The 21,367-nt window shown below is 65.4% G+C and carries 17 protein-coding genes and 3 pseudogenes; 8 read left to right on the forward strand and 12 right to left on the reverse strand.

Going from position 1 to position 21,367, the window contains the following annotated elements; all coding sequences use genetic code 11:
- Positions 1–89: 89 nt before the first annotated feature.
- Entirely contained in the window at positions 90–950 is an 861-nt protein-coding gene (locus JUB13_RS27230; RefSeq protein WP_207484941.1) for an HNH endonuclease, read from the reverse strand.
- A gap of 16 nt (positions 951–966) precedes the next feature.
- The gene (locus tag JUB13_RS27235; RefSeq protein ID WP_207484944.1) at positions 967–2,622 is read right to left on the reverse strand and encodes an ATP-binding protein; all 1,656 of its coding nucleotides are present in this window, start codon (positions 2,620–2,622) and stop codon (positions 967–969) included.
- A gap of 642 nt (positions 2,623–3,264) precedes the next feature.
- On the opposite strand from JUB13_RS27235, the pseudogene istA reads away from it, so the two are divergent.
- Positions 3,265–4,264: pseudogene (gene istA, locus JUB13_RS31640) on the forward strand (IS21 family transposase).
- Positions 4,265–4,318: 54 nt separating this feature from the next.
- Here the strand turns inward: istA and JUB13_RS27250 are convergent.
- The 7 genes and pseudogenes from JUB13_RS27250 to JUB13_RS27280 all read right to left on the reverse strand — a co-directional run.
- Positions 4,319–4,528: pseudogene (locus JUB13_RS27250) on the reverse strand (ATP-binding protein); the annotation flags it as partial.
- Between the two features lie 234 nt (positions 4,529–4,762).
- Complete coding sequence (locus JUB13_RS27255) at positions 4,763–6,172, reverse strand: site-specific integrase (RefSeq protein WP_207484952.1); 1,410 nt, start codon at positions 6,170–6,172, stop codon at positions 4,763–4,765.
- Positions 6,173–6,174: 2 nt separating this feature from the next.
- Positions 6,175–6,642, reverse strand: coding sequence for a hypothetical protein (locus JUB13_RS27260; RefSeq protein ID WP_207484955.1), 468 nt, complete (start codon positions 6,640–6,642; stop codon positions 6,175–6,177).
- 10 nt (positions 6,643–6,652) lie between these two features.
- Positions 6,653–9,019, reverse strand: coding sequence for a site-specific integrase (locus tag JUB13_RS27265; RefSeq protein ID WP_207484957.1), 2,367 nt, complete (start codon positions 9,017–9,019; stop codon positions 6,653–6,655).
- An 11-nt stretch (positions 9,020–9,030) separates the two neighbouring features.
- Complete coding sequence (locus JUB13_RS27270) at positions 9,031–11,034, reverse strand: hypothetical protein (RefSeq protein ID WP_207484960.1); 2,004 nt, start codon at positions 11,032–11,034, stop codon at positions 9,031–9,033.
- A 179-nt stretch (positions 11,035–11,213) separates the two neighbouring features.
- Positions 11,214–11,450 (reverse strand): annotated as a pseudogene (locus JUB13_RS27275) (magnesium chelatase domain-containing protein); the annotation flags it as partial.
- 121 nt (positions 11,451–11,571) lie between these two features.
- Complete coding sequence (locus JUB13_RS27280) at positions 11,572–11,928, reverse strand: winged helix-turn-helix transcriptional regulator (RefSeq protein WP_207484962.1); 357 nt, start codon at positions 11,926–11,928, stop codon at positions 11,572–11,574.
- A 138-nt stretch (positions 11,929–12,066) separates the two neighbouring features.
- Between JUB13_RS27280 and JUB13_RS27285 the strand changes: the two genes are divergently transcribed.
- The 4 genes from JUB13_RS27285 (at position 12,067) to JUB13_RS27300 (ending at position 15,047) form a co-directional block, all read left to right on the forward strand.
- A complete protein-coding gene (locus JUB13_RS27285) occupies positions 12,067–12,393 on the forward strand; it encodes a nuclear transport factor 2 family protein (protein ID WP_207484964.1) in 327 nt (108 codons plus the stop codon).
- On the forward strand, positions 12,390–13,181 hold the full coding sequence (locus JUB13_RS27290; RefSeq protein WP_207484966.1) for an SDR family oxidoreductase: 792 nt from the start codon (positions 12,390–12,392) through the stop codon (positions 13,179–13,181). The genes JUB13_RS27285 and JUB13_RS27290 overlap by 4 nt, the downstream gene beginning before the upstream one ends.
- A 171-nt stretch (positions 13,182–13,352) precedes the next feature.
- The gene (locus JUB13_RS27295) at positions 13,353–14,066 is read left to right on the forward strand and encodes a hypothetical protein (protein ID WP_207484968.1); all 714 of its coding nucleotides are present in this window, start codon (positions 13,353–13,355) and stop codon (positions 14,064–14,066) included.
- 345 nt (positions 14,067–14,411) lie between these two features.
- Positions 14,412–15,047, forward strand: coding sequence for a response regulator (locus JUB13_RS27300; protein ID WP_207484971.1), 636 nt, complete (start codon positions 14,412–14,414; stop codon positions 15,045–15,047).
- Positions 15,048–15,099: 52 nt separating this feature from the next.
- On the opposite strand, the gene JUB13_RS27305 is transcribed toward JUB13_RS27300, so the two are convergent.
- The gene (locus JUB13_RS27305; RefSeq protein WP_207484974.1) at positions 15,100–15,312 is read right to left on the reverse strand and encodes a hypothetical protein; all 213 of its coding nucleotides are present in this window, start codon (positions 15,310–15,312) and stop codon (positions 15,100–15,102) included.
- Positions 15,313–15,446: 134 nt separating this feature from the next.
- On the opposite strand from JUB13_RS27305, the gene JUB13_RS27310 reads away from it, so the two are divergent.
- The 3 genes from JUB13_RS27310 (at position 15,447) to JUB13_RS27320 (ending at position 19,641) form a co-directional block, all read left to right on the forward strand.
- Complete coding sequence (locus tag JUB13_RS27310; protein ID WP_207484976.1) at positions 15,447–15,923, forward strand: DUF1772 domain-containing protein; 477 nt, start codon at positions 15,447–15,449, stop codon at positions 15,921–15,923.
- Between the two features lie 241 nt (positions 15,924–16,164).
- On the forward strand, positions 16,165–17,193 hold the full coding sequence (gene deoC / locus JUB13_RS27315) for a deoxyribose-phosphate aldolase (RefSeq protein ID WP_207484978.1): 1,029 nt from the start codon (positions 16,165–16,167) through the stop codon (positions 17,191–17,193).
- A 9-nt stretch (positions 17,194–17,202) separates the two neighbouring features.
- Positions 17,203–19,641 (forward strand): aldehyde dehydrogenase family protein, encoded by a 2,439-nt coding sequence (locus JUB13_RS27320; RefSeq protein ID WP_207484980.1) that lies wholly within the window; start codon positions 17,203–17,205, stop codon positions 19,639–19,641.
- Between the two features lie 27 nt (positions 19,642–19,668).
- Here JUB13_RS27320 and JUB13_RS27325 read toward each other — a convergent pair whose 3' ends face one another.
- Both JUB13_RS27325 and JUB13_RS27330 read right to left on the reverse strand, forming a co-directional pair.
- Complete coding sequence (locus tag JUB13_RS27325) at positions 19,669–20,445, reverse strand: MlaA family lipoprotein (RefSeq protein WP_207484982.1); 777 nt, start codon at positions 20,443–20,445, stop codon at positions 19,669–19,671.
- A 262-nt stretch (positions 20,446–20,707) separates the two neighbouring features.
- On the reverse strand, positions 20,708–21,313 hold the full coding sequence (locus JUB13_RS27330; RefSeq protein ID WP_207484984.1) for a TetR/AcrR family transcriptional regulator: 606 nt from the start codon (positions 21,311–21,313) through the stop codon (positions 20,708–20,710).
- Positions 21,314–21,367: the final 54 nt, after the last annotated feature.

Consider the following 21,367-nt stretch of genomic DNA (forward strand, 5'->3'; position numbering starts at 1 on the left):
CATGACCGCCTCCGGCTCCGGCCATCTCCTGGGCAGGACAACAGGTCTTGCCTCGCCTAATTACGCAGGAACTGCCAAGGTAGTGCTAGCTATGCTGGGGCATCTTCAAGCGACTGCGGCAACATGACCTTATATCCTCCGGAACAGAAATCATGATTTTCAGCTAACTTCCTGAGTAGTGCAGACTGCCACGACCCACATGTATAGAGACTATCAGTTGTAATGGCATATTGTCTCAGGTAATCCGCCACATTAGTTGGGTTTGGCGCTTCCACCATTTGACTGATATTCGCGGATCGCTCCGTTATGTACTCGATAATTTCTGACTCAATCCTCGCATTAACGTCAATTTTCTCAAACTGATACTTCATTCTTGCTTTGAGTAGTGTGTCAGCGATGGGGGCATCTGGGTCAAAGCTGACTGTTGCGGTGACGTGAGTTTCCTGTACGTCCAAATCCACTTTGATGAAGGCAACGGGTGGAATACTATCAAAATAGGGGTGAAGGAAGGTCTCCTCAGGATTCCCGCCTACTGTCGCCCCTTTCTTGCCATTGCATTCTTGGCAGCAAGCAACCAGGTTCTTCGGGTAAACAGAGAATTCCGCATACTCCTTCTTTGGAAGATGGTGGTCAAGGGTGCCGGGACGTGATCCGCCGCATCTCGGACACCGGTTAGCGGCAAGGGACTTCAATGTTGTCCGCAGGCTCTCGAGGCGCCTATTTTCATATGTCTGGATGTAAGCATTTCGAAAATCGTCCCCCAGCTCCCCTACGAAATACTCTGACGGTGATAGCAGGTCGCCCCGTCCGTGCTCCTCCTCATACCGAGCAAAAGCCTCACGTAGACGCGCCTCCTCCACCGTGGTGAGCTCCCGGCCAACTCCGAAAGCAGCACGGATCACCTCGATAGCGTCCGGCGCTTTTTCAGCAGGAAATCTGATAGACCGCATCTTTGCAACTCGCTCATCAGCTCTTTTTGCGCAGTGCGGACATAACGTACGCCAAGGCTTGAGATGACAGTGGCTCGCCAATAGCATTTTCGAGAGCGCTTACTTCTCGATGTTGTCTCAGCATTTTATCAAGAACATTGCGATAGTCAGTCGCGCCGGTGTGGAGGCCAAAGATCTCTCGTGTAAGGGCGCCGACGTTCTCGCCGAACGTCTGAGCTTCCGGTTGCCGAGTAATCCCGTGTCCTTCGACGATGATCACTTGGCTCGAAAGCGTCTCTTGCGCCACAACCGGCGAGTGAGTTGCAACAATCGCGTATGCCTGCAGCCGGTCCAACAAGCGGCGAATGCCCGTCATCAGCGCTGCCAAAAGCGGCGGATGAAGGTGGGTTTCCGGCTCGTCTATGAGTGCCAAACCTCTACGGTGGAGAGACGCTGCCATGTTTGCCAGTATAAGAAGAACAATTTTATGGCCGCTTGAGAGTGGATGGAATGCCGCGGCAGGATTGTCGCCAAGGAATCTTTTAACGCGCTCGACCTCCTCTTTCGTCGAGTCCGAGTATCCATTCAAATCGTCTTGATCTTCTTCAGCGAAGTTCGCATTAGTGAGGTTGCGGTCGTCCTCTGCTTCCTTCGGCGGCAGCCGATGCTCCATTGATGCTTCTTTAAGGACCGGCTCCATCGCTGCTGCGAAAAGACCCATCCGGCCGTTCGTCTGAATCCGCTCAACACGATCTACAAACAGCCGCTCCAATGCTCTCTGGTCTAATAGCCTCTGGGCGGCATTAGGAGAGCGGATCATTGCAGCGACGTCACGCATGCCACAGTAGACGTAACGTCCAGTTCCGGTTTCGAGCTGTTGCGCAACCTCCTCCAGATCATCACCCCGCAGTTTTGGGGGCAGAAATGTGTCAAAAGCGCTGTACGCTACGGCCAATATACCTGGAAACGCCGGGGAGCCCACGAAACGACCTTCATTCGCAAGTTCATCGCGCTCTCCAGGTGGCGCGTAGGCGAGCCTTGCTAGCGATGCGAGTAAATGGGTCTTGCCGACGCCGTTGGCACCAACCAACACGACCATCCGCCGCGGCGGCTGTGCGCCAAATCGAGGCATCTCCTTACCATCCGGGCGACCAAATCGAAACCGGATGGGAGGTGCATCAAGACTGGGCGCGAAGGAAAATTCCCACCCTCTGGGCTCTGGAGGAAGCCCCCCACTTTCGATTACGGACATAGCGTCGTCGTAATAAGTATTTACATCGCTTCGGTCCCTGTGCAGTGAAGTTCCGAAGCCGTCTTGGTCCTCAAAGCGAATCCGTCTGTTACTATCCGCTGCTAAGTCGTTGAAACGCCGTAATATTTCATGCGCTTCGACGATACCCAATTTGCTTAAGCCTGCGTAATAATCAAGGTCAGAGCCGAGAGATCCGCAATCATCCGGGAGCCTGCCGGACCGAAGTTCGCCCCGTTGGAGTGGAAGCTCCGCTTTTGACTGCCCCATCTTCAAGATTTTAATTCCGCCGATTTCGATAAGACGCTTCTTCTTGGACATCTGGTAGACGTCATAAAGCGTCCGATAACCGAAATCATTCCACGTATTTTCAACCAGCAGCCACGCATCCAATTCGGGGACGGGCTCCGGACGACGGGTCGGACCTTGGACGAAGATGCGCAATGTCTAGTAATCCGTTCGAGAGTGGGCCGTCACACTCTGCCTGCTAGCCTCAACGTCATCAAGCTGAGATCTCTGCGGCGAAGCGCGGCTTGAGGCAAATCCCAGATCTCGTACCAGCGGCATCACGCGGCCCCGGTGCTCGCCCAAGCCCTTTCGGTCCGGGCGCCCGCTGATCTCAGCCGCGATCTCGTCCAGCTATGCAATGCGGACCAGCGCCTCCATCGCGACTGCCATGGCGCTGGCCGTGCGGATCGTATAGGTGCGTCAGCGTACAATGGCCCAGCACATGCCAGACGCACTGCGCCTATCTCAGCCAGCACCCAGTAGCGGGCATATCCGTCGACTTGGACCACTCGGGCTGAGCCCGCACATGGACCGCCGGGCGCTTGGCCGCCGGTCTGGCGCGTGAAGTCTGCTCTCAAAGCCTATGCCGGAGGCGGAGGGTCGCCAGCTTGACTACGGCCAGGTAGTTGGCCGCGAGCTTCACATAGTGGTCGCGAAGCGGCGGAAGTACTCGATCCGGCCGAACAGGCACTTGATCTGGTTGCGTTTGTAGCCGCCGATGGAAAACTGACCCAGTCGCCGACTGACACCTGACTCACCGATAGATTGGGCTCTTCGTACGGAGAGCAGGGGGGCCGGATGATCGGAGGTGAGATGTCGCTGGAGATCCGGGTGCTGGTCAAGCACGAGAAGGGCGTTCGGGAGATCGCCCGGTAACTGGGGCTGTCGCGCAACACGGTGTGGCGCTATCTGCGCAAGCCCGAGGCGGGGCGCTACCAGCCGCGTCCGCCTCGGCCCAGCAAACTCGACGGGCACAAAGACTACATCGCGGGCCGGATGGCGGCCGCGGCGCCGGACGCGATCCCGGTCAGCGTGCTGCTGGCCGAATGCCGCGAGCGTGGCTATGCGGGCGGTTACACGACGCTCAAGTTGTTCGTCGCTTCACTCAGGCCCGCTGCGCCGCCCGAGCCGGTGGTTCGCTTCGAGACCGATCCCGGCCGGCAGATGCAGGTGGATTGGGCGGTCATCCGGCGCGGCGCTGATCGGCTGTCGGTGTTCGTGGCGACATTGGGCTGGAGCCGGGCGGCCTATGTCGAGTTCGTGGGCGTCGAGCGGGTCGAGACGCTGATGTCTGCCACGAGCGCGCCATCCTGGCCTTCGGCGGGGTGCCGCGCGAGGTTCTCTACGACAACATCAAGACGGTGGTGATCGGGCGCGACGCCTAAGGCCGGGGGACGCCATCGCTTCCATCCGGCCTTCCTTGACTTCGCGGGCTACCATGGCTTCCGGCCACGGCTGTGCCGGCCGTACCGAGCGCAGAGCAAGGGCAAGGTGGAGCGCTTCATCCGTTATCTGCGCGCCAGCCTCTGGGTGCCCGCTGGCCAGCCGCCACGCCCAGGACGGGCTGGCCGTCGATCGCGACGCCGCCAACGAGCGTGTGCATGGGACGACCGGCGCGGTGCCGGCGGAGCGGCTGGACGCCGAGAGCGGCCACCTGCAACCGGTCATCGGCGCGATTATTCCGCAGCCGAGGTCCCAGCGGCCCGCGAACCTTGGCGGACTGCGCAGCCAATCGCGAGCGTGTCAACGCCGGTTGAAATCTGACCCAGGTTGGGGGGTGTCGCCGGTTGTAAAATGACCCACCCTCCTTTGCCCCAGGGCGGGGCGAGCCCCGCCCTGGGCGGCGACGCATTCAGGCCATCTCCTTCGGCCGGGCGACGATGCCGGCGCGGCGCTTGTCCTTCAGGCAAAAGCTCTCGCCGCCGATCTGCACGATCGTGGAGTGGTGCAGCAGCCGGTCGAGCATGGCGGCCGTGAACACGGCGGCGCCGACGAAGGCCTGGTCCCAGCTGCCGAAGCCCGGGTTGCTGGTCAGGATGACCGAGCCGCGCTCGCAGCGCTGGCGCCGGCACAGGTAGACCCAGATTACCGCCTGCGAGTAGGTGCGGTCTGCCACCACCCGTTCTGGTCTCTGCTGCGGCGTCCCAGATCCCGCTCCACCTCCCCGCGATGAGGAGATCACCAGACACAGTCTCGGGGATCAAAACCGAACTCCATGGTGATGCAGTTCTCAGACGTTGCGGATATTAGCCTCTTTAAAAAGGGGGCGGTGCCAAATTAAGTGCAGCGCACCCCGTCAGGAGCCGTGCTTTTCAAGCAGCCTTCGAAGCTCATTCACCAGCCCGTTTTCTCCGTCATCGAGTCTTGCAATAAGTTCCTCTACCAAGGGAACCTGCGACTTGTCGTTCACCACTACCGGCTGCCCATCCAAAGCGCCAAGCTCGCGCAACGCACCGTTCAGGTAGTGCTGAAGTGAAGAGAGACCGCTGTGGCCGAGCTCGTCCGCAACGGGAATTAGAACCTCCTCAGGCCGCCAAGCTTTTCCTAGGCGGGCTCGGGTCAGAAGGTAGCGGCGGCGGACGCTGTCTTGCGCGAATCTGGCCCGAAGGCGGTGCCCGCTTCCTAAGACGCCGGCACGATTAAAGGCGTCCTTAATTTTGTCCGAGATCGCGCCGGCGGACAGGGGGCACCCGGAGCGCCTGGAAAGCCAAAGGCCGTCAGCAGGATTCTTACCAATTTTCCTAAAATCATTGAGAAGAGTGGCACGCTGGTCCCAGACGAAGTCGAGCGTCGCGGACAGCAGCCCAAAGCTCACCGGGGCGGAGCGAGTCTTGCTCTTTTCGGTGACGATGACGAACAGCAGCCTGCGACCGCTTTCCTCTATTCTGTCGAGATGGGTGGCGAGTGACCGGCGCGCATCCGCATTGCCGGAAAGTGAATTGAGGCCACCAGCCGGCGCACGCCATCCCACTTCGGCCAGCGCTGTCTCCAACGAACGGAGCGTCAAGCCCGCAACACCTTGCCGGCGGAGGCCCGCCTCGCTCATCCATCGGGCGCAAAGATAGTCTCTGGCGGCGACGTACGAGCACGCCTGATCGGCGAGTTCGTCGAGCACCCGGACGACTTCCTCGGGGCTCGGTGTCGGGCGGCTGCCGCGCACGCGAGCGGGAACCGTCGCGTAGCGAAAGCGCGTGCGGAACCTACGCACCACGCGGCCTCGCGAGGAGGTCGATACCAATTCTATCGGCTCGATCGACGTCACGATGCCCCGGCGTGTGGGATCATCAGACAGGCCCACTGCGAACAGGCGCAGGCCTGTCCTGACGAACCTGTAGAACCGGGCCAGCACGTCCAGACAATCCTGGTTTCTTCTGACGGAAACCCGGCCTTCCCGTTCCATGGCCCATTTCCGGAGGTCCTCGTCGCTCGCCGACTGCCAGTCCAGCCCGCAGGCCGCGAGCCAGGACCACCAGTCCTTGAGCACATAAGCTTCCTGCAGCAGCGTGCCTTGGCTCGCGTTCTGCCAAAGCCGCCGCTCGATCAGGTACGCTACGATCGGTTCGGACACACGCCCATCGGCGCCGGTGACGACCGGGAAACGAGACAAGTCCCTCTCGCCGAGACGGAATCCGTCCGGGCACCGCGTGATCCCGACCGGCACAATCTCGCCGGCAATGGAATGCGGGTGGGACGGCTGTCCGTTCATCCTCACCTCTTTCGGTCCTTCGTACTCTCGGCGCCCATGGCCGAACCCCAGAGGGGCGTCACGTTGGGTGCCTGACGGCCGGCTTCCTGCTGTCGTCGGAGATAGGATTGTTGCTGAAGCAGGTTCGTAAGCGTCATGAACCGCTCGATCATCTCCACGACCTGAGCGGATAGCTGACGGTTCCTCGCCTTTAACGCGGCATTCTCCGCGCGCAGCTTGGCCATACCCCTGGTTCGGCCCTGCGCGACAGCAATAGCGGACACGGCGGCGTCGAACCGGGCACGCAGATCGGCGTTTCGACCCTTGGGTGAGGCGACGTTGGGACTGACCCACCGGTAAACGCAGAGTTCGTCGTCATGCCAACGGGCCAGCGACGTCGGGCCTGCAGGCCAGACCTGACCCGGTGGAACACCGTCCGCAGCCCATTGCTCCAGGAGCTCGATCTTTCGCTGGAACGACGCCCTGGTCATCGCAGCCCGCTCAGAGGGACTCGGCATCAAGCGTCCAATCCAAGGTTAGCGGGTCCACGATCGGCCTCACATCGAGGAAGCAACGTTGGATATGGCATCTTCCTGCCTTTGCACGGGCCGCTGCCACCGTAGCGAGCAAGCCCGAGGCCGATGCAGCCGTCGCCTCGTCTGCCGTAACCTGGTCGTCCCAGTAGGCGCGGTTCTCTGTGAACTGCACATTGTGTGGGCAAGAGGAGCAGGTCATGTCGGCGGCATATGCATGGTCTGGGCCGCTTGCGCCCGTCACGTCGCCACCCGCCGCTTGCCTCGCGTTGAGGCAGGCGGCCACTGCGAGGTCTCCGTGATCCCCAGAGCACTTGCAATACGAGTGCCCCATTCCGTTCGGCTCAAGGCGGCGCGGTTTCACGAACTCGATCAGGAGTTCGTCAAATGTCTGCTCAAGGTCGGTTCCCCGTGCCGACCGGACCTCCACCATACGTTTGGCCTGACGCACGAGTTCTTGTAGCTCTGTCTTTAGTCGTTCGCCGCCGAACCCTCCAAGCGTCTCGCGCCCGCAGGCTACTGCTTTGTACCGATCCGCCCGGAATTCGGCCCCAACCTCCTGGAAGTCACTGAATGCTCTTTGCTTCTCTGCCAGTGTACGTCGGTCAGTTGACGATACGGCTGCGATCCGTCGCTCCTCGGCCATCCGGATAAGGCCTCCGCCGGCGGCCTCAGTGATATAGCGGCGCGTCATGTCCGGATCGTGGTGGCGCATAAAATCCGATAGGGCAGTGAGCGAGGGGTTTCTAAACCGGTAATAATAGGTGATTGCGAAGAACCTGCGGAACTGATGGGGACTAAAGACCCATTCGGTACCGTTTGCGAGCAGCGGTACGTGGATGAAACGCGCAAAGTCCATCAGCTTCCGAGGCAGGTCGAACTTCACATGGCGGTCATCCCGCAGAATCTCCGTCAGATTGAAAATCCAGGGGACCGCCTCTCGTTCGCGCGCCACAGAACTGAGGCGCTCGAGTATCCCTACGGCCTTTGCGACGACTTCCGGCACGGGGATCAGGTCGGAGTCCCGCTTGGTCTTTGCGATCCATGTCCCAAGCCAAGCCTCGCCATCTTCTCCACGGGTCAGGCACCCAGCCCTCAGGGATGCGATCTCCTCGCTACGTCTGGCGGAAAAAGTGGCTATAACGATTGCAGCGGCCGCCGGCAGGAGTTCCAGGATTGCGGCACGGAGCCCGACACCCTTCTGACGGTTCGTCATCCGCATTGGACCAATCGCGGTCGAGTTGAGTGGCCATGGCGCGCCCACCGCAGCCGGGCCTAGGTGCCTGGGGAAAAATCCGGAAAACGAAGCGTCCAAGCTCGCAGATAAACGAGTTTCGTAGCTATAACGCGAAAATGATCTAAAATTATTCTTGAATGATGTCAGAACCTTCTCAAGGTCTTCTGAGTAAAGCAGTACCCAGCGCAGCGCTCTGTCGATAAGGAAGCAGGCTTGCTCAGCAGGTATTGTCTTTGTTCGCCCTGAAAGTGGTGAACCTAGCGCAACCGCAACCCGGAAGGGAGATCCGCCCCCCTCGAAGGCATCAAATTCCATCGGATCATGCGGCATGCGATGGCGGACCGAGTATAGGCGCTCCCAAACGGCGATTAGGGGGGCCATCCGCATGCAGGATAGCCGACCATCACCTTCAGCTTGGTCGCTCTCGTCAAGCGCCCTGGAGGGCTCAAAAAATCCGAGGCCTCGCGAGCGCGCGGCGGTGAGCAATGCCAATCGAGCCTCATCCGAAACCTGCCGACTGTTCACGAACCCGATCCGGCGGTAGACCTCATCCAAATAGAGGAAGCGCTTCCTTCCCTTGAGCCGCACGGGGAGTTCCTCATAGCCCGCGTCTATTTCTGCCAGATAGGCGCGCATGCGACCTTCAGAGTCGACTAATCCTTCCAGTCCTCTGCGCTGCAGGCTCTGGCAGAAATCCTCGTACCATTCGCGGCCTAGATCGGCCATGCATGCAACGCCTCGACTCACCCGCCATCGAACGAGGGTGAACAGTGCGTTTACATCGATAAGGGTCACGAGCGCCTCACTGCGCCATCCGTCTGAAGCTGAGAGACCCCAGTACGCATAGAGCTTGGCGGTGAGAAGATCTCGCCCGAAACTTGGATCGGTTAGCAGCACCGGGCCCGGCGCTAATGGTACATCGAATCGGATGGTGACTGTAGCGCTTCGCTTCAACCGGTGATCGTCTGTCCGAATGGTCCAGGCATTATCGAGCACAGATCCATTCACCAGCCAGACCGGGTGCGGCAGTCTAGCCAGCACGTCATCGGGCTGCCCAGGCGGCTGCCAATTCGGATGTGCATCGCGGGCGCTCGGCATTTCTCGGGTCCTCACCAGATCCGGATCATTGCTGCGGTCCTTTCGACGGTGCGCTTCATGGCTTCCGCTTCCGCTCGGCGGAATTTGACCCTGTAGGGCCCGTCCATCAGTTTGCCGATTATCGCCTCCGTCAGGGCGAGGTAAGGGAGCCAGACAGCCTCCCAGCGCTCCGGATTTCGCGACCTAAACGACTCCTCCTGGGACTTGATGGCACGGTTGAACAGGACCAGTGAAACCAAGCCCTCGTCGGTGGGCACGAACCTACGCAACGAACAGGTGGCGCATGCGTCCACCTGAAGGCATTGCTCACCTGGCGAGACGCCCGGCTGGATGCCCTGAGTGGGGTCCAAGCAAATGAAGCCGAGGCCCGTGTCCAGGGCCGTGCGCTGGCGCCTCTCAAGAGCGGCCGCTGAGATGCCTAGCTTCGAAGCGACGTCCTGGATTTCGCCAAGAGCTGCCGCCTCGTACAGGACCTGGAATTCGCGGATCCGTCTGGCGAGTTCGGCGCGGAACCACGGCGCACTCAGGTAGCGCATGGTCATCCCAGAGCCGGAGTGGTTGGCTTTAGCCTGGGCCAAAGTATGGTCGAAGTCATTGTCCGCCGAGAGCACTTGGAGCACCGTCGGGCGGATCATCCTGCGTTGGATTGGCAATCCTCCGATCACCTTGTCGTCCTCAATCCTCTTCAGGAAGCGGTTCCACTCGCCCTTAAAGGCGACCGGGTCACACACTCTGATCGGGCCCTGATTGAGGGAGTCTCCGGCCATCAGCCACAGTTTGCCGGCAGCCGGGTTGGCGGCGCGTTCAGCCCGCTCCCTAAGCGGGGCGACCATCTCCTGCCACATTTTGATCGCCGCCACGCCGGATACGTCCTGGCCCGGGACCTTCACCATCAGATCCGCTTCTCCCTCGACCAGCGTCGCCTCTGCGATTTTGCCCCCAGCCCTCAGCTTGATGGCGGAGACGGTGGTGACGCGCTGCCTGCCGCGATTGACGCTGCCTGCGAACGGATTGGCCGCTAGGTCGTCGCAGGCTCCGATATCGAAGCCAGTGTCGATCATCGCGATGGTGTAGGCGGCCAGGAGCGCCGTCACCGTGCTCTCGAGATGCCTGACAACGTTGGTTGCCCCGCCGAGCCGAGCAACCAATTGCTGCATCGGGTATTTTTCGATCCGCACGAAAAGGCAGTTATCCCGGCGAGTCTTCACGAATCGAAGCAAGCCACCGAGTTGACCGTCAGTGTCACGAGGAAGGATCTGGATCAGCTTGGCTAGCTTCCGGGTCGCTAGTGCCGTCTCGAAGTCGGCCGGTTCTGGCAAGTCGTCCCTCGCCATCAACTCCTGGCCTCGCTTAAACACTTGGTACTCATCCACCAGTTGACGCACAGCGCAGCCGCGCAACGCGGCGAGCCGCTTCCTATTAAGTTCGGCCAGTTCGTTGATGGACTTGTTCGGGAGCGGCGTCGGGAATGTCTGTCGTCCCCTTCGGCCCGGTGTGAGTTCGGCAAGCGACGGGATGTTCCCCCCGGAGAGCTTGCCCTTACCGAAGCTCCTAAGAGGCCCTACATGGGGCATCAGCCCCTCGTCTGCCAGCGCCCTGAGACCGGCGGACAGGAAGTGAATGATGCTTCGACGGGTCAGGACATTCGGCGACTCAATGACCTCGGTGCAAGAGGTATCCCTGAGCCGATCGCAGAATGCATTCACTGTATCTCGCCAGTCGACCGGGTCTATGAGACGCCCCCGCCCATCCCGTAGGTCGCGAAAGGCTTGACCCGCCGCTGACCCTGGATGCTCAAGATCCTGGGCAGCCAGCCAATTGAGAATGCGCTTTACCGCCGCCAGCCGCTTCTCGGTGACTTGCCGGCCGTGCAATGCACAGTGCTGCTGCCAAGCGCGGGCAAGGTCCGTCGCGAAGACTCTTCCATAGAGCGGGACCAGATCGGCAAAGGAGTAGGTCCGACCGAAGAGCTCAGCCACTGGGGCTTTGCCGTTCACCATGGCCGCCTCGAGCATCAAGGTCGCTCCCGCCGCGTCACCTCGATACAGCTTGCGCGTACGTAGGCGCCGAGTCTATTCGTCCTTTGGATGTGCTAGCGCACCGCTCCTCTGTGGATATCATATTCGGCGACGGGTCTGAGAAATGAACGCGGATTCAATGACTTACGGGTATGATATGTCGCGCATGCCGTAGAATGCCGACCCTCCTTCAGCACGTCGGCAGGCGCCAGGTTCACCGTGATCCGCTTGGCCGGCAGCGACAGGCCCAGCGCGTGCAGGGCCGCGCGCACGCGCTCCCGGCTCTCGGCCACGGCCTTGTCGGGCAGGCCCACCAGGGTGAAGGCGACCAGCCCGCTGGAGACCAGCACCTGGACCTCGACCTCGGTCACGGAGATCCCGTCGAAGGCGACCGTGTTCACCCGTGCAACCAAGGCGCACCCCACCCGTGGTCCGATGCACGCGATGGTACGCGGGATCACGGCCCGCTGCCAGGGGCCTCGACCCTTTGGAGCCGCGCAGGCCGAAAGCGCCACGGCCTGAGGCTCCGGGTATTTACGCGCCGCCTGCTTCCGTGCTCTGCGCCTCGTAGCCCGGAGCATCGTCGATCAGCCGCGACCGGATCCCGGCGGGGGCTCCCTCCGCCCAGATCAGCAGGGCGTCCAGCGCCGGGCACAAGGACTGGCCCCATTCCGTCAGGTGATATTCGACCTTCGGCGGGACCTGATGGTGGACGATGCGTCCGACCACCCCGTCGTTCTCGAGCTGGCGCAGCTGCTGGATCAGCATCTTCTGGCTGATGCCCGGGATGGCGCGCTCGAGGTCGGAGAAGCGCCGCACCTTGCCGCCGAACAGCTGGAACAGGATCACGAGCTTCCACCGGCCCTCGAGGACCCGGAGCACGTTCTGCACGCCCTCGGCGGCCGAGTGCGGCGTGTAGGATGTACGCTTACCTTCGGGTAAGTCCCTTACTTTTTTGTCGGTTCTTGTCATTTCGTGAGCCTATCCGCAGCTTCTCTCCGGCACAACGCAATCCCGGAGGGAAAGATCATGGAAAAGAACCTGCCACCCCCGATCGCCGCCTATGTCGAGGCGAACGCCCGGCTCGACGCGGATGGAATGCTCGCGGCCTTCGCGCTGGAAGCGGTGGTCCTCGACGACGGCGGGCGGCACGAGGGCCGCGCGGAGCTCGGGGCCTGGATCCGGACGGCGATTCTCGCCAACCGGGCGGTCTTCAGCCCCGAAGCCTGGCGCGAAGAGGACGGCCGCATCGTGGTGGAGGGCCCGACCGCTGGCGATTTCCGCGGCAGCCCGATCCGCGTTGCCTTCCGGTTCAGGCTCGAGGACGGGGCGATCGCCGCGCTGGAGATCGCATGATGTCCGCCCGCATCGATCCAGTCGAGTTCCAGGGCCGCCGCGTCGTCGTCACCGGCGGCACCAGGGGTGCAGGCCTCGCCACCGTCCGGCGATTCGTCGCGGGCGGGGCCGATGTCATGACGGCCGCGCGCCGCGGTGGCGACGGCATGCCGGGCGCCCGGCTCGTGGAGGCGGACCTGAGCACCCCGGAGGGGACCAGGAGGCTCGCCGAGGCGGCGATGGAGCAGCTCGGCGGCGTGGACGTGCTGGTCCACGTGCTGGGCGGCTCGGCCTCGCCGGGCGGCGGCTTCGCGGCCCTGACGGACGATCACTGGCACGCCGAGCTCGACCTGAACCTGCTTGCGGCGGTGCGGCTCGACCGGGCCCTGCTGCCGCAGATGATCGAGCGCCGCCATGGCGCCGTCGTCCACGTCTCGTCCATCCAGCGGCGGCTCCCGCTGCACGAATCGACGACCGCCTATGCCGCCGCGAAGGCCGCCCTGACGACCTACAGCAAGGCGCTGTCCAAGGAGCTCGGTCCCAGGGGTGTGCGGGTCAACGTCGTCTCGCCGGGCTGGATCCATACGGAAGCCTCGGACGCCCTGATGGAACGGATCGCCGCCAGCACCGGCGGAACGATCGAGGACGCGCGCCAGAGCATCCTCGACGCGCTCGGCGGCATCCCCCTAGGACGCCCGTCCCGGCCCGAGGAGGTCGCGGAGCTCATCGCCTTCCTGGCCTCGGACCGGGCCTCGGCGATCCACGGCGCGGAGCACGTCATCGACGGCGGGACGGTGCCGACGGTGTAGCTCCGGCAGGGGGTGCTGTCCCGACCTCCTCCGCATGGCCCGATGCACGCGTCACGCGTGCCGGACTTGACCGGCACGCGGGCGCACGGGATTGATAATGCCGTCCGACCGGCGTTCGGGCGGCCGAACCCCGGCCGCGTGCCGTTCGGGCCGAACCGTGCGGGGTTGGGCATGGCTGCGCCCGAACATGTCTGGATGACCTATGCCGCCCTGGCCGAGCGCCTGGGCGTATCCGTCGACGGCGCGCGCATGAAGGCGAAGCGTGCCGGGTGGCTCAAGAGCAACGACGCCGAGGGGCGGGCGCGTATCCTGGTGCCCCTGGCGCAGATCGAACACGCGCCGGGCGGCGTGCGGGGCGAAACGTTCGCGGCCCTCGGCCTCGAACAGGCCGGGCCGGACGAACGCTTCGGACGGGGCGGACAGGCCGAACCGGGCTTCGCGCTGAGCCCGTCGGCCGCGGTCGCTGCCCTGCGCGAGGCGTTGGACCATGAGCGGCGCGACCGTGCCGCCGAGCGGCAGTCCCATGCGGACAAGCTGCGCCTGCTGACCGAGCTGGTGGAGCGCTACATGGCCGCCGCCGCGGACGAGGCCGCGCGTGAGCGCGAGGCTCATGGCGAGGAGATCGCGCGCCTGCGCGCCGAGCTGGAGGAGGTCCGCGCCGAGGCGTCGCAGGCGGTGGCCGACCTGCAGCGCCGCGCCGAGGCCGCCGAGCGTCTGGCGCGCGACCAGTCCGACCGGCTGGAGCGCGAGCGCGCGGGCCGCGACGCCCTGCACCGCGAGCGCGAGGCCGAGATCGAGGAGCACCTGCAGCTCCGCGCCGAGCGCGACCGCCTTGCAGCGGAGCTGGCGCGCGCACGACTGCCCTGGTGGCGCAGGTTCGGCTGAGGCTGGCACGGAGGATCTTCCGGCGGAGGTTCAGCGGATCGCCGACGTCGGTCTTGTTCTAATGGCCCATGGCCCAAGGACCGCATTCTGGGTTGTCCTAGGAAGTGCGCGACGGCGGCCACCGCCCAGCGGGGTCCGCCGTCGCGCCGCAGCATTCCTCCCTGTGAAACTGGCTCCGCGCACAGCGCGGGGCCGCCTCTTCTCCCTTCGCTTCGCCTCCTTCCGGGCGGAGCGCCGGCGGCAATCCGCACCCATGCATAGGGCCGCGATTTGCCGAATGGCCGATTTCGCCCGGCGGCGGAAACGATAATCTGCGGAGCCGAGGCTGCTTCATCGGAGTGGGCGATGCCGCACATCCTGTTGGCCGAGGACGAGCCGCGGCTGGCGTTCGTGCTCGAGAACATGCTCTCGGATGCCGGTTTCGCGGTGACGACGCGAAGCAACGGGGCCGAGGCGCTGGCCTTCGCCGAGCAGGAGCCGGTGGACCTGCTGCTGACCGACGTGCTGATGCCCGAGATGGACGGCTCTGCCCTATTCGACGCGCTGCGTGCGCGCCGGCCCGGCATTCCAGCCGTGGTGATGACGGGCCATCCCGACCGGGACGACGTCCGGGCCTCCCTCGCCCGGCTCTCGGCCGCCGGCGCCGTCGTCGTGCTCAAGCCCTTCGCGGCGGACGCGCTGGTGGACATCGTGCGGACGGCGCTGGCGCGCGCGGAGAGCGTCGGGCCCGTCGTCGACCGAGCGCCACGCGGCCGGCCCGCACGACGCGGCGAGCGCCGCGGCGCGGGCGGGGTCTATGCCGTCGTCCTCGCCATGAAAGGCGGCGGCGGCCCCGTCACCGTCGCCGGCCTGTTCGGCCACGAGGTCGAGGACATGGTGCGCGAACTCGCGAATGACGGGCTCGAATCCGAATACGTCTCCGTGAGGATCCTGGCCCTGCCGGGCGAGGAGGACGTCACGGACCTGTTCCGGCCTTCCTGAGCCCCTTGCCCGCCCCCTCTGCCCCGCACCCTCTGCCTTGCCCTGGGCGGCCTCAGCCGAAGCCTGGCGACTCCAGCTCCAGCATGGCGTGCATGGCGGCCGCCTTGGCCGCCTCGAGGGTGGCGGAGCGGCCTTCCTTGGTCTCGTCCTCTCCGGTGACCTGCCACTTGAACCCGTTCGCCTCGGGCCTGACGTCCGCCCTCCAGGAGCCGCTCAGCAGGAAGTAGCCTCCTGCCGGCGTGCCGTCCGGGAACGTGCTCGGCATCCACATGGTGCGCCTCCTTCCGGTGCCTTCTTCCTTCCGGTGCCTTGACGAAAGCACGGCACGTAGGGGGATCTTGGCGTGCGGCCGACGGGCTTCAAGCGGCCGGCGCCGCGCGGCATCGGAGAAGCGACGTCATGACCCCGCGGATTGCCCTGTTCCTGGCCGTTCTGCTGACAGCGCTCGCCCTCGTGCCCGGCGGTGCCCATCTGGCGGCGCTTCCCAACAAGATCGGTCTGGACCGGGCGGACTACTTCACCGCCCAGCAGATCTATGCCGGCTGGAACCTGTTCGGCATCGTCCTGTTCGCCGCCCTCGCGGCGAACCTGGCCTTGGCGCTGGTGCTGCGCCGGCATGGGCGTCCTTCCGGCTGGGCCCTGGCTGGCGGGCTGCTGGTGGCGGCGAACCTCGCGGTCTTCTTTGCCTGGACCTTTCCCGCCAACCGGGCGACAGGCAACTGGACCCACCAGCCTGCGGACTGGGAGAGGTTGCGCCTCCAGTGGGAGCTGTCCCATGCCGGCGCGGCCATCCTGATGCTCGCGGCGCTGCTCTGCGTCCTGCTCGCGGTGCTGGAGCAGCTCCCGCCCGGCCAGCACCGCCGGCTGGACCGCTAGCGGGAAGGATGCTCTCCGCGGAGATGGCGATCCCCGCTGCGATCCCACTGCGCGTCCGCTCCGCGAATATGCTAGGACGCTCCCGCAACGCCACGATCCGGCTGGCGCCGCCCATGCGCGCGGTCCGTCCATGCGCGCGACCGGGAGGTTCCGGCGAGCCGCCGGAGCCGTGTTCGCGCCGGCTACGTCAGTGCGCCGTTGCCCGTTAGACGGGAGCGCAACCCATCGATGGAGCACAGCCATGCCAGCTGAACCCGTCCTGAAGGTGCAGCCAACCCCCGGCGAGGGTGCCGTCCCCCGGCTTGGCGGGCACGCCGTGTCCGGACGGCCGCGCAACGAGGGTATCCCCCTGCGCACAGACTGGGTCGAGGCCGGCCGCGTGAACCTCAGCGCCGTCGAGCGCCGGGCCGCGACGCTGACCACCCGGCGCAGCGTGAAGAAGGAATGGCAGGCCGCCTGGCTGGTCAAGGCGATCACCTGCATCGACCTGACGACGCTGGCCGGGGACGACACGCCCGCGCGCGTGCAGCGCCTCTGCGCCAAGGCGCGCAGCCCCCTGCGCGAGGACCTGGTCGGAGCGCTCGGCCTCGACGCCATGCCGCTGGTCGGCGCCGTCTGCGTCTATCCCACCATGGTGGCGCCGGCCGTGAAGGCGCTGGAGGGCTCCGGCATTCCGGTAGCCTCGGTCGCCACGGGCTTTCCGGCCGGGCTGATGCCCCTGCCCCTGCGCCTTGCCGAGATCCGCTACGCGGTCGGCGAGGGCGCGCGGGAGATCGACATCGTGATCACCCGCGCCCACGTCCTCGACCAGAACTGGGGCGCGCTCTACGACGAGCTGCGGGCCATGCGCGAGGCCTGCGGCGAGGCGCACATGAAGGCCATCCTCGCGACAGGCGATCTCAGGACCCTGCGCAACGTCCACCGGGCCAGCATGGTCGCCATGATGGCCGGGGCGGACTTCATCAAGACCTCCACCGGCAAGGAGGAGGTGAACGCGATCCTGCCGGTCGGCCTGGTGATGGCGCGCGCGATCCGCGAGTACCGGTCCCTGACCGGGGCCGTGGTCGGCTTCAAGCCCGCGGGCGGCATCAAGGCCGCGAAGGATGCGCTGGCCTGGCAGATCCTGATGAAGGAGGAGCTCGGCAACGACTGGCTGCAGCCGGACCTTTTCCGGCTCGGCGCGAGCTCGCTGCTCGGCGACATCGACCGCCAGCTCGAGCATTTCGTCACGGGCCGCTACGCGTCCGACGCCCACCACGCCCTCGGATAAGGAAGCCCCATGCCCAGCGTCAAGGAGATCCTCGGGACCATGGACTACGGCGTCGCCCCGGAAGCCAATGACCACGTGCTGGCTTGGCTCCGGCGGCACGAGGGCCGGTTCCGCCACTTCATCGACGGCAGCTTCGCCGAGCCTGCCGAGGGCGGGAGCTTCGAGGTCGTGGACCCCGCCCGCGGGACGCGCCTCGCCACCTGCGCGCAGGGCGGCGCCGGCGACGTCGATGCCGCGGTGGCCGCCGCGCGCCGGGCCTTCCCGGCCTGGTCCGCGCTGCCGGGGCATGTGCGTGCCCGCCACCTCTACGCGATCGCCCGGCTGCTGCAGAAGCGCGAGCGCTTCTTCTCGGTCCTCGAGACCATGGACAACGGCAAGCCGATCCGCGAGAGCCGCGACATCGACGTTCCGCTCGCCGTGCGCCACTTCTACCACCATGCCGGGTGGGCCGAGCTGGCCGAGACGGAGTTCCCGGGCCATGGGCCGGTCGGCGTTTGCGGCCAGATCATCCCCTGGAACTTCCCGCTGCTGATGCTGGCCTGGAAGGTGGCGCCGGCGCTGGCCGCCGGGAACACCGTCGTCCTGAAGCCGGCCGAGCACACGCCGCTCTCGGCCCTCGCCTTCGCGGAGCTCTGCCGCGAGGCCGGCCTGCCGCCGGGCGTCGTGAACATCGTCACCGGCGACGGGGGCACGGGCGCGCTGATCGCCGCCCACCCGCAGGTCGACAAGGTCGCCTTCACGGGCTCCACCGAGGTCGGGCGCCTGATCCGCCGGGCCACGGCCGGCACCGGCAAGAAGCTCTCGCTGGAGCTCGGCGGCAAGTCGCCCTTTATCGTCTTCGACGACGCCGACCTGGACGGCGCGGTCGAGGGGATCGTCGACGCCATCTGGTTCAATCAGGGCCAGGTCTGCTGCGCGGGCTCGCGCCTGCTGGTCCAGGAGGCCGTGGCCGAGCGCTTCCACGACAGGCTGCGCGCCCGTATGGACACGCTGCGCGTCGGCGACCCGCTGGACAAGTCGACCGACATCGGCGCGATCGTGGCCGAATCCCAACTGGCCCGGATCCGCGAGCTCGTCGAGCACGGCCGCGGCGAGGGCGCCGCCTGCTGGCAGCCGAGTGCCCCGCTGCCCCCGGCCGGGCTGTTCTTCCCGCCGACGCTGTTCACCGGCGTGGCGCCGGCCTCGCGCATCGCCCAGGAGGAGATCTTCGGCCCCGTGCTGGTCAGCATGAGCTTCCGCACGCCCGACGAGGCCGTGGCGCTCGCCAACAACTCGCGCTACGGGCTCGCGGCCTCGGTCTGGTCGGAAAGCATCAACGTCGCGCTGGACGCGGCGGCGCGGGTCAAGGCGGGCGTCGTCTGGGTGAACGCGACGAACCTGTTCGACGCCGCCGCAGGCTTCGGCGGCTACCGCGAGAGCGGCTTCGGCCGCGAGGGCGGGCGCGAGGGCATGCACGAATACCTGTCGCCGTCCCGGGTGTGGACGGATGCGCAGCCCGCGCCCGCGGAGCGCAAGGCGGACTTCTCCGCGGCCCCCGCCCCCGTTCCCGACCCCGTCCCGGCCCAGGTCGAGCCGACCGCGCCGCAAACCGGGGACCCGGTGCGCCTGGACCGCACGGCCAAGCTCTATGTGGGGGGCAAGCAGGCGCGCTCCGATTCCGGCAACAGCTATACGGTCCTTGGGGTGGACGGCCGCCCCGCGGGCCAGGCCGGCCTCGGCAGCCGCAAGGACATCCGCAACGCCGTCGAGGCGGCCCACAAGGCCGGAGGCTGGTCGGCGGCCAGCGGGCACATCCGGGCCCAGGTCCTCTATTACCTGGCCGAGAACCTGGAGGCGCGCGCGGCCGAGTTCCGCGACCGCCTCGCCTCGCTGGTCGACGGCGATGTTGGGGCCGCGGAGGCCGAGGTCGCGCAGGCAATCCGGCGCATCGCCTTCTATGCGGCCCATGCCGACAAGTACGACGGCCAGGTGCATTCCACCCGTGCGCGGCACGTCACCCTCGCCATGAACGAGCCCTGGGGCGTGATGGGGGTCTGCTGCCCCGACGAGGCGCCGCTGCTGGCCTTCGTCTCGCTGGTGGTGCCGGCCATTGCCATGGGCAACCGGGTCGTCGCGACGCCCTCGCCCGTCCACCCGCTGGTCGCGACCGACTTCTACCAGGTGCTGGATACCAGCGACGTCCCGGCGGGCGTCGTCAACATCGTGACCGGCGACCGCGAGCCGCTGGCTAGGACCCTGGCCGAGCACGACGACGTGGCGGCGCTCTGGTATGCCGGCACGGCCGAGGGCAGCGCGGAGGTCGAGCGGGCTTCAGCCGGAAACCTCAAGGCGACCTGGGTGAACCACGGCCGCGTGGTCCGCTGGGCCGACCCGGTGGAGGGCCAGGGCCGCGAATACCTGCGGCGCGCGACCCAGGTGAAGAACATCTGGGTGCCCTATGGCGAATAGCTGGCCGCTTCCCGGGGCTCGTCCTGTTCAGGGCTCGTCCTGGATCGACGGCTCGGCGGGTGTCACGGGCCCGATATCCTCGATGACCTCGAACTCCTCGGAGGCAGTCGGCCCTCCGGAGCGGCCTTCGTCGACCAGGGCCGCGCGGCGCTGGGCGTACATGCTGCGCAACGCGACGTAGTAGTCCATCGAGTTCTTCTCGAGGTCGTCGGTCACCTTCAGCATGTCGGCGCGCTGGCTCACCAGGTCGGTGCCCGAGCCGACCATCTGAGCGGTCTGCACGGCATCGGCCTGCACGAAGCCGAGCGGGTTGCCCAGAATTCCGGCCACGGTGCCGACGGTATCGCGAACGTTCGATGGTCCCAGCAGCGGCAACTGGATGCTGGGTCCAGTGCCGATTCCCCAGACGCCGAAGGTCTGCCCGAAATCGGCGTCGTGATGCGGAAGGTCCCAGTCGGTCGCGACATCGAACAAGCCCGCGCCGCCGAGGGTGGTGTTGACGACAAATCGCTGCGTCGTTGTCCAGGCGCGGTCGAAATTGGCTTGAAGCACATCGTTCACGGCGATGCTGGGCGCCTCCAGATTGCGTCCGAAGTTGCGCACGCTGTTACGGACGCGGTCCGGAACGTATTCCTCGTACGCCCGGATCGGCGGCTGCAGGAGGTTGCGGTCGACCCATTGGTTACCGGCGAAGATGACCCGGTTCACCGGTTCGGCGGGATCGTTCGCCTCCTCATAGGCCGCGCGCGCCACCGGGTCAGTCGGGACTTGCGCACACCCCGGAAGGGCCAGGAGAAGGACCACCGTGGTGCTTCGGACGTGGCGGGCAACCGGCGACGGGGGACGTGGCATCGCGGCGGTGATCTTTAAGGCGCCTGGCATCGGACATCTCCAAACAAGATGCGGTGATGCACCTTATCCTGGTCGGGCCCGCTGTCAAGATGCACCAACGCATCTTATGCGGGGCTATGTCGCCAGCACAGGCTGACTCTCGGGCGCCGGCTCCTCCTTCAGCGCGTCCGTGCCCGGGTCAGCCGGGACGGATTGCGGCCGAATACGCAGAGACCTATCGGCTGCGGACCAGCGGCAGAAAGATGGCGTCGACCCATGCGGTCCGCAGCTCGGGTGGCGGGGCCGCGACGGTCATGTCCACATACGAGAAGCTCATGACGGCGTGGTGGCGGAAGAGATCCGTCAGAAGCGACGCAACCGGAGGGATCAGCTTCTCGGCCAGGATTTCGCCCCTTCCGACCGCCCGTTCCAGGATCTGATCCAGGGCGCTCGACCGGTTGGCAAGCAGGGCGCTGCGCAGATCCTGTGCCGAGGACGGAAACTCCCGCTGGAACTCGCTTGAGAACAGGGTGATGACGGCTGCCATTGCCTGGGCCCGGTCTGCCATGCGGTCGAGATACGCGAGCAGCTCCGTGCGGACATCGCCGAGATCCGGCACCTCCAGCGGGTGATTCGTCATCTCCTGTCGGATCGCCGCGATCGCCGCGATGGCGAGATCGGCCCTGCGGCTCCATCGCCGTGCGAGCACCGGCCTGCTCGTGCCGGCCCGCTCGGCCACGGCCTCCATCGTCAGGCCGGCATAGCCGCGTTCCGCAAGCACCTCCCAGGCCGCTTCCAGGATCGCCCGCTCGAGATCGGCGCCGCGCCGCCGTCGCTTCATGTCATCCACCCAAATAAGATACATTCATGCATCTTGACTCGCGCCCTGTGCGGC

Source organism: Arenibaculum pallidiluteum (genome assembly GCF_017355985.1).
Lineage (GTDB): Bacteria > Pseudomonadota > Alphaproteobacteria > Azospirillales > Azospirillaceae > Arenibaculum > Arenibaculum pallidiluteum.

Excerpts from the sequence above, each read along its gene's own strand:
- JUB13_RS27230 (WP_207484941.1), bottom strand. The coding sequence starts at position 950 with ATGCGGTCTATCAGATTTCCTGCTGAAAAAGCGCCGGACGCTATCGAG.
- JUB13_RS27255 (WP_207484952.1), bottom strand. The coding sequence starts at position 6,172 with ATGAACGGACAGCCGTCCCACCCGCATTCCATTGCCGGCGAGATTGTG.
- JUB13_RS27260 (WP_207484955.1), bottom strand. The coding sequence starts at position 6,642 with ATGACCAGGGCGTCGTTCCAGCGAAAGATCGAGCTCCTGGAGCAATGG.
- JUB13_RS27265 (WP_207484957.1), bottom strand. The coding sequence starts at position 9,019 with ATGCCGAGCGCCCGCGATGCACATCCGAATTGGCAGCCGCCTGGGCAG.
- JUB13_RS27270 (WP_207484960.1), bottom strand. The coding sequence starts at position 11,034 with ATGCTCGAGGCGGCCATGGTGAACGGCAAAGCCCCAGTGGCTGAGCTC.
- JUB13_RS27285 (WP_207484964.1), top strand. The coding sequence starts at position 12,067 with ATGGAAAAGAACCTGCCACCCCCGATCGCCGCCTATGTCGAGGCGAAC.
- JUB13_RS27290 (WP_207484966.1), top strand. The coding sequence starts at position 12,390 with ATGATGTCCGCCCGCATCGATCCAGTCGAGTTCCAGGGCCGCCGCGTC.
- JUB13_RS27295 (WP_207484968.1), top strand. The coding sequence starts at position 13,353 with ATGGCTGCGCCCGAACATGTCTGGATGACCTATGCCGCCCTGGCCGAG.
- JUB13_RS27300 (WP_207484971.1), top strand. The coding sequence starts at position 14,412 with ATGCCGCACATCCTGTTGGCCGAGGACGAGCCGCGGCTGGCGTTCGTG.
- JUB13_RS27305 (WP_207484974.1), bottom strand. The coding sequence starts at position 15,312 with ATGCCGAGCACGTTCCCGGACGGCACGCCGGCAGGAGGCTACTTCCTG.
- JUB13_RS27310 (WP_207484976.1), top strand. The coding sequence starts at position 15,447 with ATGACCCCGCGGATTGCCCTGTTCCTGGCCGTTCTGCTGACAGCGCTC.
- deoC (WP_207484978.1), top strand. The coding sequence starts at position 16,165 with ATGCCAGCTGAACCCGTCCTGAAGGTGCAGCCAACCCCCGGCGAGGGT.
- JUB13_RS27320 (WP_207484980.1), top strand. The coding sequence starts at position 17,203 with ATGCCCAGCGTCAAGGAGATCCTCGGGACCATGGACTACGGCGTCGCC.
- JUB13_RS27330 (WP_207484984.1), bottom strand. The coding sequence starts at position 21,313 with ATGAAGCGACGGCGGCGCGGCGCCGATCTCGAGCGGGCGATCCTGGAA.